General features: G+C 55.2%; 13 protein-coding genes. 5 read left to right on the top strand and 8 right to left on the bottom strand.

The window, feature by feature from the left end; genetic code table 11:
• Positions 1–21: 21 nt before the first annotated feature.
• From K1558_RS05235 to K1558_RS05225, 3 genes are read right to left on the bottom strand one after another with little or no spacing between them, the layout of a single operon-like run.
• Positions 22–852, bottom strand: a complete 831-nt coding sequence (locus K1558_RS05235; protein ID WP_238650336.1) for a carbohydrate ABC transporter permease — start codon at positions 850–852, stop codon at positions 22–24.
• Positions 852–1,724 carry a carbohydrate ABC transporter permease gene (locus K1558_RS05230; RefSeq protein WP_238650335.1) on the bottom strand — a complete coding sequence of 291 codons (873 nt, stop codon included), beginning with the start codon at positions 1,722–1,724 and terminating at the stop codon, positions 852–854. The genes K1558_RS05235 and K1558_RS05230 overlap by 1 nt, the downstream gene beginning before the upstream one ends.
• A 12-nt stretch (positions 1,725–1,736) precedes the next feature.
• On the bottom strand, positions 1,737–3,074 hold the full coding sequence (locus K1558_RS05225) for an ABC transporter substrate-binding protein (RefSeq protein WP_238650334.1): 1,338 nt from the start codon (positions 3,072–3,074) through the stop codon (positions 1,737–1,739).
• Positions 3,075–3,266: 192 nt separating this feature from the next.
• Here K1558_RS05225 and K1558_RS05220 point away from each other — a divergent pair, with 192 nt between their 5' ends.
• Both K1558_RS05220 and K1558_RS05215 read left to right on the top strand, forming a co-directional pair.
• The gene (locus K1558_RS05220; protein WP_238650333.1) at positions 3,267–5,063 is read left to right on the top strand and encodes a cache domain-containing sensor histidine kinase; all 1,797 of its coding nucleotides are present in this window, start codon (positions 3,267–3,269) and stop codon (positions 5,061–5,063) included.
• Positions 5,064–5,080: 17 nt separating this feature from the next.
• Positions 5,081–5,845 (top strand): response regulator transcription factor, encoded by a 765-nt coding sequence (locus tag K1558_RS05215; protein WP_238650332.1) that lies wholly within the window; start codon positions 5,081–5,083, stop codon positions 5,843–5,845.
• A 119-nt stretch (positions 5,846–5,964) separates the two neighbouring features.
• Here the strand turns inward: K1558_RS05215 and K1558_RS05210 are convergent, their stop codons facing one another.
• Positions 5,965–6,795: a helix-turn-helix domain-containing protein gene (locus tag K1558_RS05210; protein ID WP_238650331.1), complete on the bottom strand. Its 831-nt coding sequence runs from the start codon at positions 6,793–6,795 to the stop codon at positions 5,965–5,967.
• A gap of 122 nt (positions 6,796–6,917) precedes the next feature.
• Here K1558_RS05210 and K1558_RS05205 point away from each other — a divergent pair, with 122 nt between their 5' ends.
• The 3 genes from K1558_RS05205 to K1558_RS05195 are packed head-to-tail and all read left to right on the top strand — an operon-like array spanning position 6,918 to position 11,834.
• Positions 6,918–8,732, top strand: coding sequence for a heparinase II/III family protein (locus K1558_RS05205; protein ID WP_238650330.1), 1,815 nt, complete (start codon positions 6,918–6,920; stop codon positions 8,730–8,732).
• A 52-nt stretch (positions 8,733–8,784) separates the two neighbouring features.
• Positions 8,785–9,927 carry a YyaL domain-containing protein gene (locus K1558_RS05200; protein WP_238650499.1) on the top strand — a complete coding sequence of 381 codons (1,143 nt, stop codon included), beginning with the start codon at positions 8,785–8,787 and terminating at the stop codon, positions 9,925–9,927.
• A 14-nt stretch (positions 9,928–9,941) separates the two neighbouring features.
• On the top strand, positions 9,942–11,834 hold the full coding sequence (locus tag K1558_RS05195) for a DUF2264 domain-containing protein (RefSeq protein WP_420800406.1): 1,893 nt from the start codon (positions 9,942–9,944) through the stop codon (positions 11,832–11,834).
• 782 nt (positions 11,835–12,616) lie between these two features.
• On the opposite strand, the gene K1558_RS05190 is transcribed toward K1558_RS05195, so the two are convergent.
• From K1558_RS05190 to K1558_RS05175, 4 genes are all read right to left on the bottom strand, one after another.
• Positions 12,617–13,429 (bottom strand): hypothetical protein, encoded by an 813-nt coding sequence (locus K1558_RS05190; RefSeq protein ID WP_238650329.1) that lies wholly within the window; start codon positions 13,427–13,429, stop codon positions 12,617–12,619.
• 82 nt (positions 13,430–13,511) lie between these two features.
• Positions 13,512–14,105 carry an RNA polymerase sigma factor gene (locus K1558_RS05185; protein WP_238650328.1) on the bottom strand — a complete coding sequence of 198 codons (594 nt, stop codon included), beginning with the start codon at positions 14,103–14,105 and terminating at the stop codon, positions 13,512–13,514.
• Positions 14,106–14,261: 156 nt separating this feature from the next.
• Positions 14,262–15,851 carry a response regulator gene (locus K1558_RS05180; protein ID WP_238650497.1) on the bottom strand — a complete coding sequence of 530 codons (1,590 nt, stop codon included), beginning with the start codon at positions 15,849–15,851 and terminating at the stop codon, positions 14,262–14,264.
• A 255-nt stretch (positions 15,852–16,106) separates the two neighbouring features.
• Positions 16,107–17,915: a sensor histidine kinase gene (locus K1558_RS05175; protein ID WP_238650327.1), complete on the bottom strand. Its 1,809-nt coding sequence runs from the start codon at positions 17,913–17,915 to the stop codon at positions 16,107–16,109.
• Positions 17,916–18,071 lie beyond the last annotated feature (156 nt).

The raw sequence follows: 18,071 nt of genomic DNA, 5'->3' as shown, positions 1-18,071 counted from the left end.
AAGCCACAAAAAGGGCAAAGCTTACCCCTTCACCGCTCCCGCCGTAAGTCCGCTAACAATGTACTTTTGGCAGAAGATATACAGAATTAGCACGGGAAGAGAGGTTAATACCAAATCCGCGAAGATCAGGTTCCAGTCCCGGCTATACTTACCGTAGAAATTGTATACCGAGAGCGGCATCGTCCAGTCCGAGCTGTCGGTCAGGAAGTAGAGCGGGATGGTGATGTCGTTCCAGACGGACATGAACACCATAATGGCTACGGTGGCGTTGACCGGGACGATCAGCGGGGTGACTATTCTGAAGAACACCGAGAATGTATTGGCCCCCTCCAGAAAAGCGACCTCATCCAGCGCCTTAGGAATAGACCGGATGAATCCGCTGTACAGAAACACGCTGAACGCTGTATTCAGCGAGGCGTAGATCAGGATGACGCTGGTGATGCTGCCGTAGAAGCCCATCCACTGCACAACACGGATCGTGGTGATCGTGGACATCGGCGCGATCAGGCCCATGAAGAAGAACATATACAGGAAGCCAGACATTTTGGTCTCACGGCGGACCAGAATGAACGAGGCTGCCGAGGAGGTGAAGATATTCAGCACGGAGGAGACGCTGGTAATCAGCATCCCGTTCAGGAACGCGCGTCCCAGGCCGCCTTCGCGGAACACCTCCGCATAATTGGAGAATTGCCATTGCTCCGGGAGCCGAAGCGTGAACTTCAGCACCTCGGAGCTGGTCATGAAGCTGCCGAACAGCATGATCAGGAGCGGCAGGATAATCAGCAGGGAGGCCAGAAGCAGCAGCCCTTCGACGATATAGTTGCGCCAGGCCATTTTGCGTGTGAAGCTCACTATTCGGACACCTCCTTGCGCCGCATGAAGATCAGCAGGGGAATGGCAATGATCGTTACGGCAGCGAACAGCAGCGTATTCACGGCGGTACCCAGCCCCCAGCTTCCTTCGCCGAAGGAGCGGAGGATGATCGTGCCGACCACCTGGGAGGCATTGCCGGGCCCCCCGCCGGTGAGCACGAACACCTCGGAGAACACCTTGAGGCCGCCGATCAGCGTCAGCATCAGATTGATGTTAATGGCAGGGAGCAGCAGCGGCAGAGTAATGCTGCGGAAGCTGCGCCAGGAGCCGGCGCCGTCAATGGTGGCGGCCTCATAGTACTCCTTCGAGATCGACTGGAGTCCGGCCAGATAGATCGCCATCTGGAAGCCGGTATGCTGCCAGATGGAGACGGCGGCAACGGTCCAGATGACAATTGCCGGATTGGTGAGCCAGGCCTGGCTCAATGATGATAGCCCTACCGCCTCGAAGATGCGGTTAATCGTCCCATCCGAGCGCAGCATGGGGGTGAATACGATGCTGATTACCAATACGCTGAGGATCGAAGGCGAGTAGAAGACCGCCCGCAGCAGGTTTCTGGTTTTGAGCCGCATGTTCAGGCCTACCGCCAGCGCGATGCCGAGCAGATTTTTGCCGATAACCGTAACCACTGCGAAGATGGCCGTATTCTTGATGGCGAGCAGCAGGGTGCGGTCGGTGAAGATCCGCTCGAAGTTATCCCAGCCGATGAACTTGATCGCTTCGCGGTCCAGCCGCCAGTCCGTGAAGGAATAGTAGAGCCCGGCCAGCGCAGGCAGCACGAAGAAGATCGAGTAGATCAGCAGCGCAGGCCAGATCAAGTAATACGCGTATAGCTTTTTGGATACATTCATGTCCTCACACTCCTAGAAGCCTTCTACCCCTTTATCCTTCATGAGCTGGCTGAATTTCTCATCCCACGCTTTAAGTACTCCCTTGGCGTCCAGGCCGCCGGCGAACTCATCCTGAAGCAGACGGTACAGCTCGCTGCGGTCCACGATCATGTAAGCGTCGGTGGTCAGCGTGGTTTTCTTCGGGGTGATGTATTGATCCACAATCTCCTGCTTGTAATCCGGCAGCTTCGGTGTTGTGACATCGCTGAAGTTGGAGACGGAGCCTTGGCTGTCCACCATCTTCTGGGCGACCTCCTTGCTGGCGAGGAACTCCAGGAACTGCTTCGCTTCGGCCATATGCTTAGCCTTCTTCGGAATGAACAGCTGTCCGCCGAGCGGGCTTGCCCCAAGATTCGCATCCTCTGAAGACGGAATTGCGAACAGGCCCAGATGCACATTCGGGTCCTTCTCAGCCACATTCACAATCAGCCAGTCGCCCATGAACATCATCGCCGTTTCCTTGTTCAGGAATTTGCCTACAGCCATATCGTAGCTGTCGCTGAGAATGTCCGTGTTGGTGTAGCCCTTCTTGTAGACCTCATACTGCTGCTCCAGGAAGGTGGCGAATTCAGGGATATCGGACCACTTCTTGCGGCCGGCGTTAATGTCATCGAACAGCGTTGGATCATTCTTGGCTGCCCAATCGGCAAAAGCCGCTGCCGGCCAGATATTCGCCGCCCAGTTATCCTTGAACGGCATGAAGACCGGTGTAATTCCGCTGGCCTTGATCTTCTCGCACACGGCCAGGAATTCCTCGTAATTCTTCGGAATCTCCAGGCCCAGGTCTTTAAAAATATCCTTGTTATAGACGACGCCCTGCATCCCGGTATCCTGGCTGTAATGGAAGCTGTAAACATGATCGTAAGCTGAGAGTACATCCTTGTTCAGCAGCCGGCTAACCCAAGGCTCGTTATCCAGAATCTCGAAATTGCGCTCCAGATTAAGGTCGGTGGTGGCACTGGCGAGATTGTATTGAATCAGATCAGGCACCTCGTCGACCGCCAGCTTGGTCTGGAGTACGGTGGCGGTTTGCTCCGCCGGAAGCAATTGAAGATTTACTTTGATATTGGTTTTCTGCTCGAACTCATCCAGCACATCCTGGGCCACGAACGCTGAGTCCTGTGAGCTTTTGGAGATGGCCAGCTCGATGGTTACCTTTTTGCCGCTGCTTCCGCCGCTATTAGCTCCGCCCCCGTTGTCTGTGGCCTCGGCATTGTTCTTGCCCGGATTGCCGGAGCCGCAGGCCGCCAATGCCAAGGTCATGATTCCGGCCAGCAGGCCCGTTGCGATTTTCTTGCTTGTGGTACTCATCTGATCGCCCCCGTAGTGTGATTTAGTGTGGATTGAATCCGCTTGCATGTTTGATTATAGAGTGCAGACTACCTGAGGTACATGTTTGTGCTTGACTCTTTCTGTGTAATATCCTGAACTGCGGAACGGCTTGTCTTTTGGCCCGATTGGTTGTAAAGTAGGCAGCATCCTAAGGTTCAGGGAGGGTCCGGCTTGGCTACCATCTACGACAAGTTACGCAAGGGCAGGGTTCAGGCCAGTCTGCAAACCAAGTTCTTTCTTACCTTCATGCTGCTGCTGCTGTTTGTACTCGGCTGCTTCCTGGTCTATGTGAATTATATGGTTATCCGGCCGCTGAAGGAGAAGACGGAGGACGAAATGAAGCTGGCTGCCGTCAATGTCAGCGATCAGCTTAATCTCTATATCAACAACCAGAACCAGCTGTCCCAGCGGATTCTGTCGAACAAAGAGGTGTTCACCCTGCTGTCCGCCGGGGATTACTCACAGCTTACCCTTGAAGGGCTGACCCGCAGCCGCAGGCTGAAGGAGCTGATGTTCCAGGCGCTCGGACCAAGCCTCAATATCGAAGATATGATTATCTATGATCTGAAAGGGGACGGAATTGCCTCTTACATCGGATATGCCAGCAACCCGGCCTCCCTTCGGCCGTTTCTCGCGGAGAGCGGCAAGCTGGCGACCTGGAATGCAAGCGGTTACGCGTTGTACCGGCAGGGGGCGGATACGATCTCTTTTGTGCGGGCCATTATGAACCAGAACGGGCAGGTGTTCGGCTATCTGGCGGTCCGGCTGGACCCGCGGTATCTGAACCGGGCAGCGGGGGGAGTGTCCGGCGGTAAGGTCTATATTATGGATCAGGAGCAGCGGCTGGTCGCCAGCTCTCCGGTTCTTACAGAAGGTGAGAAGGCCCCTGCCTTCGCAGTACCTTACTCTAAATCTGCATCCGGCAGCGGAATCTATCTCAGCAGCAGCGAGGATTATGTTGCCTATCACCAGTCTGCCGAGACGGGCTGGACCACGGTTGTCGTGAACCCCAGGAATGTGGTGCTGGGTCCGGTCAATTCAGTGAAATATATCTCCATTCTGCTGATTACAGCGCTGATTCTGTTCTCGTTCATCTTCATATACTTCTCGACTAAGAATCTGCTGCTGCCGATCCGCAAGCTGCGCAGCCAGATTCTGCGGATCAATTACAGCAACCTGAACATGAAGACGGATGCCCGTACCCACAATAATGAGCTGATCCAGCTAAATGACGCTTTTCAGGAGCTGCTGGAGCGGCTGCAGGAATCAATCGAACGGGAAAAGCTGGCCTTGCACGAAGAAGTGAAATCGCGGAATTCCGCACTACAGGCCCAGATTGCCCCGCATTTCATTCATAACGTGCTGTATCTGATCAGTATTGCCGCCCAGGAAGGCAAGAATAACGTGGTGACGGAGATGTGCAAGCATCTCTCGGACAGCCTGCGCTATATAGTCTCTTCGCCTTACCAGCATGTCACATTGACCGAGGAGCTGAAGCATACCCAGCACTATTTGTCGCTGATTCAGCATAACTTCGAGGATGACCTGGAGTGGGAGATCGATGCGGATGAAGGTTTTGACGGGATTGAGCTGCCCCGGCTGGTCCTTCAGCCGTTCGTGGAGAATTGTATTGAACATGCGTTCAGGAATACAGACCCTCCTTGGAGAATCCAGGTGCGGGTGAAGGTGTACAACGGCCTGTGGGCCATTGAGATCCGGGATAACGGGGAGGGCTTCGCGCCGGGTAGAATCAGGGACATTCTTGATCATATTCAGGAATCGGATTCCGGGGTGTACGAGCTTCAGCATCACACTTCCGGGATCGGCAACATGGGGATTGTGAACACGGTGAACCGGCTCAAGCTGATGTACCGGAACCGGCTGTTCTTCAACATCTATAACCACTCTGACGAGGAAAAAGGAGCCACGGTCCAGATTATCGCATCCATGAGCAAAGACTTCTACTAGAACCGGGAGGGACAGCCATGTATACCGCTGTTATTGCAGAAGACAGCAAGCCGATTCTGCGGAATATTGAGGTCCTTATGCACTCCACGGAGCTGCCTGTGCAGATTGCCTTCACGGCATCGAACGGATTGGATGCACTGGAATACATCCGCGCACATCCGGTGGATATCCTGCTGACCGATATCCGCATGCCTAAGCTGGACGGACTGGCGCTGATCGGGCAGTGCCGTGAGGTGAATCCGGCGCTTAAGGCGGTGCTGATCAGCGGCTACAGCGACTTCGAGTATACGCGTAAGGCGCTGAACCTGCAGGTATTTGATTATCTGCTGAAGCCGGTGGAGCGGCAGCAGCTTGCTGAAGTGATGCAGCGGCTGGTCGCCCATCTGGAGGTGCAAGGGGGCGGCAGGAAGGGATTGCCGGAGGTGTTGGCCGCTTCAGAGCAGCGGCCTAAGAGCAGCGAGGAGCTGTTCCGGCAGCTGGAGCAATATTTGCAGCAGCATCTGTACTCCCAGCTCTCCATAACAGAGGTGGCGCTACAGTTCCATGTCAGCCCGTCCTATGTCAGCCGGATCTTCAAACGGCATTCGCAGCGGACCTTCGTGCATTTCTATATGCAGCTCAAGATTACCGAGGCCTGCCGGCTGATCGCGGCCAGACCTGAGCTGAAGGTCAAGGAGCTGTCGGAGGCGCTGGCCTTCGCCGACCAGCATTATTTCTCCAAGGTGTTCAAGGAATACACGGGCGTTAGTCCGAGCGAGTATAAGGAGGGCCGGGGCAGGTAGGTTTGAACTTAAAAACTTGAGTTAAGGGAAAAGTGGCGGAGTCACGGCTAATCCCAATACATCATGATCATTAGTTCGGATACAAGGACGGCAGTGCTGCTGAGGGGGCGTTGCCGTCTTTACTTTCCATATCTACCCGGCGGGATACCTGTGATGTTCTTGAACGTGCGGATGAAATTGGCATAATCGTTGAAGCCGGACAGATAGCAGGTATCGGACACGGAGGTTCCGGTGGACAGGAGCTGCTTGGCTAAGGCGATTTTTTTGAGCAGGACATAACGGTAGAGGGTGCCCCCGGTCTGCTGCTTGAACAGATGGCTGAGATAATATTTGTCCAGGTTCAGCTCGCCCGCGATATGCTCCAGCGTTAGCTTCAGGTGCAGGTGGTTATCGATATAGCTCATGGCCGACTGGATGTGGGGAGAGATGAGGCTGGGCACGGCAGAACGGGTGCGGCTGTACAGCTCGTTGACCATGACCAGGAGCTGGATCAAATAGGTTAGCGCCAGCACCTCGCTGCCGTACTGCTTGTTCTCCAGGGCAGAGATTAGCAGGGAGGCCAGCTTGGTATACTCCGTGAGCAGCGGCTCCTCCATCTGCGCCAGATTATTTTCTCCCGGCTGGCGGTTCTGGAAGCACGCGAGCAAATTCGTGGTCGCCGTACAGAACGGATAGACCAGCGGGGCCTTGAAATGAATTGTGAGCCGCTCATAAGGCTGGCCTGTGCGGTTGATAATCTTGTGAATCTCGTGATTATTGAACAGCAGGACGTTGCCCCGCTGCAACGGATAGCTGTACTGGTCCACGAAGCCGTTCACGCTGCCGCCGAGGAACAGGAAGATTTCATAGTGGTCATGGATGTGGAAATCCCGGGTCGGCGAGATCGGGGAATTGCCGATGCCGGCCAGAATATCGCCGTCGAATTTCTCGTAATACCGGTTATGCTTCATGGCCGCTTCCTCTCTTTCTGTAGAACGCAATATTCGCAATAAATCGTTAATATTCGCAAAGACATTGCAATAATATCACAATACACTAGAGATAGAAATGCATGGATTGGAGGAAGATCAGCGTGAACAAGCAGGAGCTTATGGCCATCGTAGAGGATATGAAACCCGCTGACTTAAGTCTATATTATCCGCAGGGGGATGGGGCGGCTTTTTGGACCGGAGCATTGGCTTCGGGAGCCTTGCAGGCAGACATCGAAGAGATCCGTGCGGAAGCGCGCAGGCTGGACGGGCAGCCTATTCCGGTACTGACATACAGCACCTTTACCCTATATGCGCGGACCGGCTCGCGGCTGGAGTATGAACGGCTCTATTTTGACCGGCGGAGAAGATTGAATACGTTTGCACTCTTGAGCCTGCTGGAGCCGGAGCGGGCAGACTGGCTGGAGAAGCTGGGTGACATTGTCTGGGCCATTTGCGATGAATATACCTGGTGCGTTCCCGCCCATCTGCCCGCAGCACCGGAGGCGTCCGGGATTGACCGGCATATTGACCTGTTCTCTGCGGAGACGGGCTTTGCCTTAAGTGAGATCCTGGTGCTGCTTGGAGACCGGCTTGCCCCGCTGCTTAAGGACCGGATACGCCAAGAGGTGCAGAAGCGTATTTTCCGGCCGTTCCTTGCGCATGGTCCTTATTTCTGGGAGACCTCTACACATAATTGGGCGGCTGTCTGCGCAGGTTCGGTTGGGGCTGCTGCCCTGCTGCTTGTGGAGGATGACTCCATGCTGGCAGATATTCTGACGAAGACAGAGAGCAGTATGAATTATTATCTGCAAGGCTTCGGGGATGACGGCGCGTGTCAGGAGGGATTGGGCTACTGGAATTACGGCTTTGGCTATTTCACGTATTACAGTGACTTGCTTCGCGCAAGAAGCAGGGGCAGATTAGACTGGTTCAAGCAGGAAAAGGTGGCGCGGATCGCCCGCTTCCAACAGCAATGCTTCATTGACGGCAGCTATGTGGCCAATTTCTCGGATTCGCAGCCCCGGGTGAAGGTACATATGGGCCTGTCCCATTATTTGACCGAAGCCTGTGACGGTGTGCTGCGTCCGCCGTCTGGGCTGCGCGCTCCGTTCACGGAGGACCATTGCAGCCGCTTCGCCCCGGCGCTCCGCAACCTGCTCTGGGTGAGAGCGGGTAAGGAGAAAGAGGCATGGGAGGCAGGCAGCCGTTATTTGCCCGACGCCGCCTGGCTGGTGTCGCGGCATGTGTCCGCAGCCGGGGCCTTCGGCTTCGCCGCCAAGGGCGGGCATAACGACGAGCCGCACAACCACAATGATCTCGGCCAATTCATTCTGAGCGGCCGGGGCGAGATCTTCGCAGCCGATCTGGGCTGCGGGGAGTATACGGCCGATTATTTCGGCGCGGGACGTTACGGATATGACTGTAATGGTTCGCAGGGCCATTCGGTGCCGGTCATTGACGGCCAGTATCAGGGTGCCGGGCGTGAGTTCCGCGTTGTGGTGCTTCATGCTTCGGCGGAGGAAGAGCGGGATGAGCTGACGCTAGAGCTGGCCGGGGCGTATCCGGTCAGCGGGCTGAAGTCCCTGGTGCGTTCGCTGATCTGGCATAAGGAAGAGCGGCCAAGACTGGAGCTGACCGACACCTGGCAGTATGATGGGACACCAGCAAGCTGGACGGAGCGGTTCGTCACCTGGCGCAGGCCGGAGCTGCTTCATCCCGGTAGCGTGCTGCTGCCCGGGGAGACAGCGGGTAACGGCGCTGTGGTTGCCTATGACCCGCAACTGGTGCAGCTTGAGATCAATGCTCATGTATACAACAATCATTACGGCCGGGAGACGCCGTGGCATAGTCTTGATTTCCACGTTCTGCGGCCGGAGGCAGAGGGTGTGCTAAGATTTACGTTTCAATTTCTGTAGACAGGTGAACGGCCGTAGAGCCGAATATTTGTGACAAAGGCGGGATTGGATGATGAACGGAATGACACAGCAGGAATGGGTAGAAGAAGCCTGGAACCAGGCGCTGGCCAAAACCAAGCGGAACAGCCAGCGGATCGGTGCAGCCTTCCCGCACGCCAGCCAGGGAGGCAAGTATGTGCTGGAGGTCCCAAGCTGGTGGACCGCCGGCTTCTGGCCGGGAATGCTCTGGCAGCTCTATGCCGGGAGCGGGGCCGGGGACGGCGGCTTAAAGGCCATTGCCGAGGACTGCGAGCAGCAGCTGGATGAGGTACTGGACGGTTATGGGAAGCTGGACCATGACCTGGGCTTCATGTGGCTGCTGACCAGCGTAGCCAACTACAAGCTGACGGGCGCGGAAGCTTCGCGCATCCGTGGGCTGAAGGCGGCAAGCCATCTGGCCGCCCGCTTCAACCTGAAGGGCCGGTATATCCGGGCCTGGAATCCCTGGCACGAAGGCGAGGATAACAGCGGAGTGGCTATTATAGATTGCAGCATGAATACAAGCCTGCTGTTCTGGGCTTCGGCGGTAAGCGGGGACCCGCGTTACCGGCATGTTGCCGAGGCGCATATGGATACGGTGCTGGAGCATTTCATCCGGCCGGACGGCTCGGTCTATCATATTGTCAACTTCGACCCGGAGACCGGCGAAGTGCTGGAGAAGCGCGGCGGGCAGGGCTACGCGCCGGAATCGGCCTGGTCACGCGGGTCGGCCTGGGCGCTCTACGGGCTGGCACTGGCCTATCATCATACCGGCAAACAGAGCTACCTGGATGCTTCCAAGCAGGTCGCTCATTTCTTCATCACCCGTCTGCCCGAGGACCATGTACCGCATTGGGATTTCCGCGCACCGGGAGCAGTAGGGGAGATCCGCGATACCTCTGCCGGCTCCTGCGCGGCCAGCGGCCTGCTGCTGCTGGCCAGTCAGGTGGAGGCGTCCGAAGCACATGTCTACCGGAACGCCGCCCTTAGCATCACCGAGTCCCTCTACCGCAATTACGGCACCTGGGACGATGACGGGGAGGAAGGGCTGCTGCTTCACGGCACCAGCAACTACCCGGAGAACCGGAACATCGATGTTCCGCTGATCTACGGTGATTTCTTCTATGTCGAGGCGCTGGCGCGGATCAGAGACGCCGGGCCGTTCTATTGGGAGTAGGAGGGATGATGAGTATGAATGCTAATGCATCATTGCCGCAGCGGCGGTTACCGATTGCTGACAATCCGCTGAAGACCCGGGAAGACCTGCGGACAGCGCTGGGACAGCTTACGGGGCCGCTCCGCCCATTCTACAGCAGTGGAGGCGCGAGACTGGAAGTTGGCGCTGCGGGAGCGAGTTATCCGGCAGCGATTGCCGGTATGGAAGGCTTCTCCCGGGTGCTGTGGGGATTGATTCCATTGCTCAGCGGAGGCGGGGAGAGTGACTTATGGGCCTCCGTGCTGGACGGCATCCGGCATGGGACTGATCCTGAGCATGAAGAGTACTGGGGAGAGGTGCAGGACTACGACCAGCGGCTGGTAGAGATGGCCGCCTTCGGCTTCGCGCTTGCCAGTGCGCCGGAGCATATCTGGGCTCCGCTCACTCCCAAGGAGCAGGAGCATCTCTATCGATGGCTGAACCAGATTAACAGCCATCCTTGTTATGACTGCAATTGGCTGTTCTTCAACGTGCTGGTCAATATCGGGTTCCGGCATATCGGCCAGCCATATGATGCTGTTCAACTGGAGAACAACCTGCAGCGGATGGATGCCTTCTATCTGGGGGAGGGCTGGTACAGCGACGGCATTGACGGCCACTGCGATTATTACGGCCCTTTTGCTATCCATTATTATTCACTGATGTACGCCAAGCTGATGGAGCATGATGACCCTGAACGCTCCCGCAGGTTCAAGGAACGTGCCCGGCTGTTCGCCGCCGGGTTCATGGGCTGGTTCGCGCCGGATGGCGCTGCGCTGCCATATGGACGGAGCCTTGCCTACCGGTTCGCCCAGTCCGCATTCTGGAGCGCCTTCGCCTATGCGGGAGTTGAAGGCATTCCGGCCGGTGTAGTCAAGGGCATCGTGCTGCGCAATCTGCGCTGGTGGTTCAGCCAGCCGATCTTCGATGCCACAGGCGTGCTGACCGTCGGCTATACGTACCCGAATCTGGTCATGGCCGAGAATTACAATTCGCCAGGCTCACCATATTGGGCGTTTAAGACCTTCCTGCCGCTGGCGCTCAGCGCAGAGCATCCGTTCTGGAATGAAGCGGAGCTGCCGATGCCGGAGCTGCCTGCGGTGATGGTGCAGAACCCGCCGCATCTGGTCCTGGTCCGCGAGCCGGCTTCCGGGCATATCGCAGCCTTCAACAGCGGGCATCTATACACCAACGAGCATACTCATACCTCGGCCAAATACGAGAAATTTGTTTATTCCACGGGCTTCGGCTTCAGTGTGCCGCGGGCTGAATGGGGATTATCGCAAGGAGCCTTTGATTCCATGCTGGCGCTAAGCGAAGGCGGGGACAATCTGTACCGGGTGCGCCGCCGGAACCGGGAGACGGAGATCATCGACAATGTTCTGCGCTCCGTCTGGCAGCCTTGGGCCAACGTTGAGGTCAGTACATGGATCGTGGCCGGCTTGCCCTGGCATATCCGTATTCACCGGATTGAGACGGGCCGGGCGCTAGATGTTGCCGAGGGCGGCTTCGCGCTGGGGCAGGAGACGGAGCTGGTGCAGCAACTGGATGAGTTGAAGGCGGCGGCAGCGACCCCATGGGGCACAAGCGCCATCAGGGGGCTGAAGGGCTATACGAAGGCTCATCTGATCTGGCCGAATGCCAACACGAACCTGCTTCATCCCCGGACCGTGCTGCCTACCTTGACGGCATCGCTGGAGCCTGGAGTTCACTGGCTGGCCTCTGCGGTATACGGCGACCCCTCAGCTGCGCTGCCGGCAGACGGGGCAAGGTCGCCCGGCCTGGTGCTGGAGCAGACCCCTGAAGCCTTGCTGAAGGTTAAGTTTGATGGAGGGCGTATTATTGTGCTGACATCTGGTGGGGGAGAGATCAACATTCCGGTGCAATAGCACAGCATCGGCTTCTTAGCCACATCATACAAGCAGGCCAGCAGCTTCTCCTTTGGAGTGGCTGCTGGCCTTTCAAGGTTCATAGACCAAAATGTATGTTAAAAACCGAACACAATTGGGCTGGATGCGGCGCGTGAAGCAAATGTATGTTAAAAACCGAACACAATTGGACTGGATGCGGCGCGTGAGCCAAATGTATGTTAAAAACCGAACACAATTGGGCTGGGAGCGGCGCATGGAGCAAATGTATGTTAAAAACCGAACACAATTAGACTGGGAGCGGCGTGTGAAGCAAAATGTATATTAAAAATCGAACACAATTAGTCTGGGAGCGGCGCATGGAGCAAATGTATGTTAAAAACCGAACAGAATGGGACTGGTTGCCCGCGTGAACCAAATGTATGTTAAAAACCGAACACAATTGGACTGGGAGCGGCGCGTGGAGCAAATGTCAAAAACCGAACACAATTGGACTGGATGCGGCTGGTGGACCAAAATGTATGTTAAAAACCGAACACAATTGGACTGGATGCGGCGCATGGAGCAAATGTATGTTAAAAACCGAACACAATTAGCCTGGATGCGCTTCGTGAGGTGCAGAAGTACACCCGAATCTGCCGACTGCGGCCTAATCGAGCCAATGAGGAGCAGAAGTGCACCCGAATCTAGCGACAGCGGCCCGTCCGAGCCAATGAGGAGCACTAGCACACCTGAATCTACCGAATGCGGCCCAATCGAGCCAATGAGGTGCACAAGTGCACCTCATTCCAGCGAAATCCACTTTAATTTAACCATCCCTCCGCCAGCTTCACCATCTCTTCCTTGGTGAAGAACTGGCCGCTCATGTCATTGATCTCATAGTGGATCAGCTCCCGGCTGCCCGGAATCTCCGTTGACCATGCCAGGCTGTTGCCGCCTGCATAACGGGTGTAGAGCATCTCCTTACCGGAGACGGTCAATTTCTCTGCGGTGAAGCTGACTTGTTCATCCACGTATTGTGTCATCGGGCCGTTAGTTCTGCTGATGTGTACAGTGACTTCCTGATCACCTTTGCGGTAGTTGGCTGTAAGGCTCTGCATCTGATCAGACAGCTCAACCGGCAGCATAGCATAATCCTTGCCCGATTGCTCAGCCTGCTGGCGCAGCTTCTCCGCTGTTGCTGCCGCTTCCTCCGCTGCCGGAGGATGGAGCAGATTTACCGGCTGGAAATAGACTGAAGCATTTTCAAAAGCGTACCCGTCCCCTATCTCCGTTGCCAGTGCTACCTTTTGCCCCGCTAGCTTAGCCTGCAACGCCGAAAGATCGCTATACAGAACTGGCTTCGACCGGGTATCTGTCACGCCTTCCGGGTTGTGGGGGAGGACGTAGAAGATCGCCGCCATGCCTTCAGCCAGCAATTGCTCTCCCAGTTCACGGCTGTAATCAAGCCGCTGGATTTCTTCCTCCTGTACCTTAGGGAATGATACGGCAGGCTTCACCTGAAGTGTAACCTCCCCTTGCTTATTATTTAGACTCTGATAGTGGACAGCGGCGAACCCTGAAGATGCGGTGATCAGCAATCCGGTCATCACCAGCACCCCGACCTTGTATTTCATGAAGAATCTCTCCTTTCGATTTCTTTCCGTATATAGCTGCCGCATGACACGGCTATGCAAATCGACTTCTCCCACCTTGGTCTTAAGAAGGATTTCTTTCAATTCCGTTTCTTCGTAAGGCAGCATAATGATCTTCCCCTTTCGCATCAGCATAGTATTTGCGGAATTTTTTGGCGCTCCGTTCATATTTTTTGCGCAGCCTTGTACTGCTCTGATGAAGAATCAGGCTGATATCCTGATAGCTCATCTCCTCCACACTGCGCAGAATCAGCAGATTCCGCTCCTCCGCCGACAGCATCGCCATTGTGCGCTGCACCTTCTCATCCGGGTACATCGCTTCAATCTGCTGATCCACCGGCCGGTACTGCTTCTCATCCTGATAAAAGAGGTTCAGCACCCCGCTAAGCTTCCGTCTGCGGAGCACATCAATGCACTGGTGGTAAGCGATCTTGTACAGCCAGGCCGGAAAAGGCACCTTGGTATCGTAGGACGACAAGGAACGGTATGCCTTAAGGAAAATCTCCTGCGCACTGTCCTCAGCTTCAGGATAGGCGCCGAGCATATGATAGCAGTAGAGAATAATCGGCTTCTGGTAATGGAGCAGGATCTGCTCAAACTCATCGATGTCGCCGCCAAGCACCTTGTTGATCAGTCTGTGTATGGTTTCATTGTCCAAGCTTCTCCCCCCTTTCAATGAGTACAACGGATGACGCAGCCGGATTGTGACCATGACCTTCAAAAAGCTCAACCCAAACAAACCCGCCACAAGCCCCTGCACCCATATGAAGCATCCGGTGCAGAGAGCGGGGCGGGCCGTATGAACTGTTATCCATTACTCCGTATTGCTGCGGAACTGGTTGGGCGTAACGCCTTTATACTTTTTGAATACTTGATAGAAGTATTTCGTGTCGTTGTACCCGGACTGGAGGGCGATGTCCTCGATCCGCATCCCGGGGTCTTTGAAAAGCTGGCAGGCGTGCTCGATGCGGACCTTGTGCAGATAGTCGATGAAGCTGATCTTAAGCTGCTGCTTGAACAGCAGGCTTAAGTAGCCAGGAGTGATATAGATTTCCCTGGCGACAATCTCGCGGTTGATATCCTTCATGAAGTGCTCGCCGATATAGCTCTTGGCCGCTTCCAGCAGCTTGTTGCTGTTCTTCTTCGAGGTCAGATGCTCGCTGACCCGCTCTGCTGTCTCCAGCAGCGACTGGAACAGATTATCCAGGCTGGAGCGGGACAGGACATGAATCAGCTCGGTCAGATTCTGTCCGAACACCTTGTTCACATTGACGTTGTTCTCGATGCACAATTTATAGAGCGCGAAGAACAGGGCGAAGCTGGACTTGATCACCTGGTCCCGGGATACGGTCTCCGGCTGCAGAGCCACGTTGAATTGCGTCAGCTTCGCGGCAATATCCTCCGACGAGCCGCCGCGCACGGCCTTCAGCACCTCCTGCTCCTCATGCAGGGGATAGGAGGACTGGGAGGAGTCGGCGTCGAATTCGCCGCTGTACTCCACGATTTTGGCGATGCCGGTGTAGTTGGTGGTATTCAGGGCCTGGGAGGCCTCCTGGAACGACTGGCGCAGATGCTCAATACTCTTGTCGATGCTCCCGATCCCGGCGGATACGGTGAACCTCAGGAAGCTGGCGATATTCTCCTGAATAATCCGGATATACCCGCTTAATTCCTCCTGGTCCGGCAGCTCGTCCATATTCAGAATCAGCACAATATCGTCCTGATGCTCGAAGGCAATACACAATACTTCCGCCGGCAGCGATTCCTCGCAAATATTCTTCAACCCGTACTTCAGCAGCTCCGTATCCTCATGCTGGTATTTCTGATGAAGCTGCTGGAAGTTGTCAATCCGCAGCAGAATGACGCCATACAGCAGATAAGGAAACACCAGATTGTTCATCTTCAGATTAGCCAGCAGGCGGGGATAGGAGGGACTCTCGGCCAGGATGAGCTGGCTTAAGGTTTTCTCCTTCAGCAGGGGCAGGCTCTCGCGGAAGCCTTGGCGCAGATGCTCCAGGGTGCTAAGCTCCAGCTTCTCCGACTGAATCTGCTCGGTGATGGCCAGCACCGTATCCAGAATCTCCTGCCTGCGGCTCGGCTTCAGCAGATAGTTGCTGACCCCGGAACGGATGGCCTGCTGGGCATAGGCGAAATCATCATAGCCGCTCATAATCACCGACTTGATCTGCGGATACTCCCGGGAGACGATGGAGATTAACTCCAGGCCGTCCATTTGCGGCATCCGGATATCCGTCAGCATGATATCGACATCCCATTTACCCAGAAACTCTAATGCCTCCAGGCCGTCTCTGGCCTCGGCAACAATATTGATCCCGTGCGCCTGCCAGTCAATCAGGGTGCGGATGCCGACCCGGGCCCGCTCCTCATCATCCACAATCATCATATTATACAAGGGCTTTCCCTCCGATTCTGTTCACTATATAAATTGAACTTGTATATTTTCTGTTACGGGATAGCCGTGACTCCAGAGAATGTTTGGACTTCCGGCCGCTGTTGTCTGCAGATTTCTTGATTGTATACCGCTGTTCGCGGTGGAAATCCGCATACAAAGGCGGACGCTACCGCTCCTCCAGTTCCAAAATTCCCCTCCGCCACTTTTCCCTATGCTTAAGCTCTCAAGTTCAATCTATATAGTCAGTTATTCCTGCACTTCATTCAATATCACCGGAACAACAATCTCCACCCGGGTGCCCTCTTCAGGGACACTGGTATAGTTCAGAGCGAAGTCCCCTTTATAAAAATGCTTCAGCCGCGCATACACATTCTGCACTGCATATCCGCCCACATCCCGCGCTGTGTACACATCCGTGTCATCGGGCATGGTGAGAATTTTCTGCAATGTCTCTTCGCTCATGCCGCTGCCGTTATCCTCAATTACGAAGATCAGGTTCTCTCCGCTGCGTTGTCCGCTGATGCTGACCCGTCCGCCGCCGCGCTTGCGTTCAATCCCATGGATCAGCGCGTTCTCGATGAACGGCTGCAGGCTGAGCTTCAGAATGACATAGTCGTGCAGCTCTGCAGGAATATCTATGACATACTCCAGCGTCTCCTGGAACCGCATCTTTTGCAAAGTCAGATACAGCTCGATCAGCTCTTTCTCCTTGGCCACGCTGGTGAAGCTTTTCCCCTGATTAAGGCTTAACCGGAACAGCCGGGAGAGGTTGATCACCATCTCGCTGATCTTGTCCTGCCCGGATGCCTCCGCCTCCCAGAATATCGTATCCAGCATGTTGTAGAGGAAATGGGGGTTGATCTGGGACTGGAGCGCCTTCAGCTCCGCTTCCTGCTCCTTCAGCTTCAGCAGATAGGCATCGTCCACCAGCGCTTTGATATTGCCGACCATATTGTTGTAGCCCCGGCTTAACTGGCCGATCTCATCCCAATACTTGATCTCGACCTTCTCGTCGAACTGCCCGTTCTGGAAGCGGCGCATCGACAGCAGCAGCGTCTTGATCGGCGCGGTCAGGAATGAAGAAAAAAACATCAGCAGGGGTATACTAAGCACCAGGCTGGCCAGCACCATCACCAGCACGGCCGACTTGATGGAATTAAGCTCCTGCGTCAGCGAGCTGAGCGGAACACTGTAGACCGTAATCCAGCCGCCCTCGTTGATATTGTAATTCAGCAGCGTGTCTTTTCCCTGGAGATTGACAATGTTGTTGCCGGCCGTAATGCCGTTCCGTGCCTGCTTCATAACGTATCCGACGGCTTCAGGACTGTAGGTCTCTTTACCGGCGGACAGCAGCTCTGCGCCCTGTTCATTCAGGATAAGAATACCGTGATCCTTGTCATACAGATTCGTCAGATAGGTCCGGCGGATCGTCTCCAGATTGATGCCGACGAACACGAAGCCGATGCGGTTTCCGTTCACAATATCGCGGATAATCCGGGTCATGCCAAGCTTGTCGTTGCGGTTACTCTGAATGAAAACATTGTTCTCTTCCGTCAGGGGGAACCAGTAGGAGGCGCCGTTCAAGGCAACCGACTCTTTATAAGTATTGTTTGCCTTGATTTTGTCCAAGCTATACGCACCGCTGCTGTCATCCGTGGCGACCTGAAACAGCGGTTCCTGCAGGCTGCCGTACAGGGCGAGATAATCGAAGCTTCCGGTGACCAGCATCTGGTTCATGATAGACGCGGTGGGCCCGTTATAGAACCGGTTCTCGATCTTCACCGAATCTGAGGGGTTGCTGCGCAGAGTGTCCTGAACCACCGGTGCGAGGCTGAATACAGTGACCCAGTCGGCCAGCGTTTTTTGCATCCGGCTCAAATTGCTGTCAATCTGCTTCAGCACGCTCTGGTTAGAGTTGCTCACTTTATTGATGATCTGCCGCTTCGAGATCGTATAGGAGTAGCCGCCCAGCGTGCAGGCCACTGCGGTAATCAACAGGAAGATCAGAATGGTTATCTTGTATCGCAGGTTCATATTCAAGTAATAGCGCAGCACAGGATCACTAACCTTTTTGTTTTTTATCTTATGCGTAATGCCGGACAGACACAAGAGAGCAGGTCCTGGAAGTCGACAATTTTCAACATTACTCTCTTTTTCTCTACTGACCCTGGCTCAGGGACTCTGGTACGATGTGTTCAGAACACAGAAGAC

The sequence above is a fragment of the Paenibacillus piscarius genome, from assembly GCF_022234545.1.
GTDB lineage: Bacteria > Bacillota > Bacilli > Paenibacillales > Paenibacillaceae > Paenibacillus_AQ > Paenibacillus_AQ piscarius.
Note: the sequence above shows the minus strand (reverse complement) of the source record. Positions and strands in the feature narration are given on the sequence as shown.